The sequence below is a fragment of the Streptomyces sp. NPDC033229 genome, from assembly GCF_055576875.1.
This window is the reverse complement of sequence record NZ_JBVIQR010000222.1, coordinates 1-1022: the sequence shown is the minus strand read 5'-3', so window position 1 is coordinate 1022 and position 1022 is coordinate 1. Positions and strand designations below refer to the sequence as shown.

Sequence of the window (1022 nt, the reverse complement as noted above, 5' to 3'; positions counted from 1 at the left end):
CGGAGGGGCTGACGGTCCTTGATCCCTGCGGTACGCCGTCCTCATGAGGTACGTACAAGGCGGCGGTCTGACTGCCGAACGGAGGGCATTCCGGGAGAAGTTGCGGACCCGCGCGGCCGAGCTGTTGGCCCGGGGCGGTCCAGCGCGGACATCGCCAAAGAGCTCCGGGTGAGTGTGCGGTCGGTCCAGCGGTGGCGCAAGGCATGGGCCGACGACGACCCCCGATCTCTGCGGTCGAAGGGACCGGCGGCCCTGCCGCGGCTGAATGACGAAATGTTCGCCGTCCTCGAGCAGGAGCTCGCCAAAGGCCCGGCCGCGCACGGGTGGCCGGACCAGAAGTGGACGCTGGAGCGGATCAGGACGGTCATCGGCCGCGGATTCCACAAGAGCTGCACCGTCCAGGGCGTGTACTACCTGCTCAAACGGCACGGGTGGACCTGTCAGATGCCCGTCCGGCGGGCGGTCGAGCGCGACGACGAAGCCGTGATGGGCTGGGTGAAGGGGACCTGGCCGCAGGCGGAATGACTGCGGCGGCGCTCGGGGCCTGGCTGGTGTTCGAAGACGAGGCCGGGTTCTCGATGACGCCGCCCAAGGCCCGCACCTGGTCCCGGCGCGGGATCACCCCGGTGATCCGCGTCCGGGGCCGGTCCCGCAGACGCATCTCCGTTGCGGCCATGGCCTGCTACCGGCCTGGCTGCCGCAGCCGGCTGATCTACCGCGCCCGGTATGACGACGGTGGCCGGCGCCGGCGCAAGAGCTTCGCCTGGACCGACTACCGCGACCTGCTCATCGCCGCCCACCAGCAGCTCGACGGGCCCATTGTCCTCAACTGGGACAACCTCAACACTCATCTGACCGCTGGTATGCGGAAGTTCACCGCCGAACGGGACTGGCTGCATGTCTACCAACTGCCCGCATACGCACCCGACCTCAACCCGGTCGAGGGTATCTGGTCACTCCTGCGGCGCGGCCCGCTGGCCAACACCGCCTTCACCAATCCCGACCACCTCGCCCGGACCCTC

1 pseudogene is annotated in these 1022 nt (G+C 69.3%); it reads left to right on the top strand.

What is annotated here, in order from left to right:
• Window positions 1-43: 43 nt before the first annotated feature.
• Window positions 44-1022: pseudogene (locus ACZ53N_RS37530) on the top strand (IS630 family transposase); the annotation flags it as partial.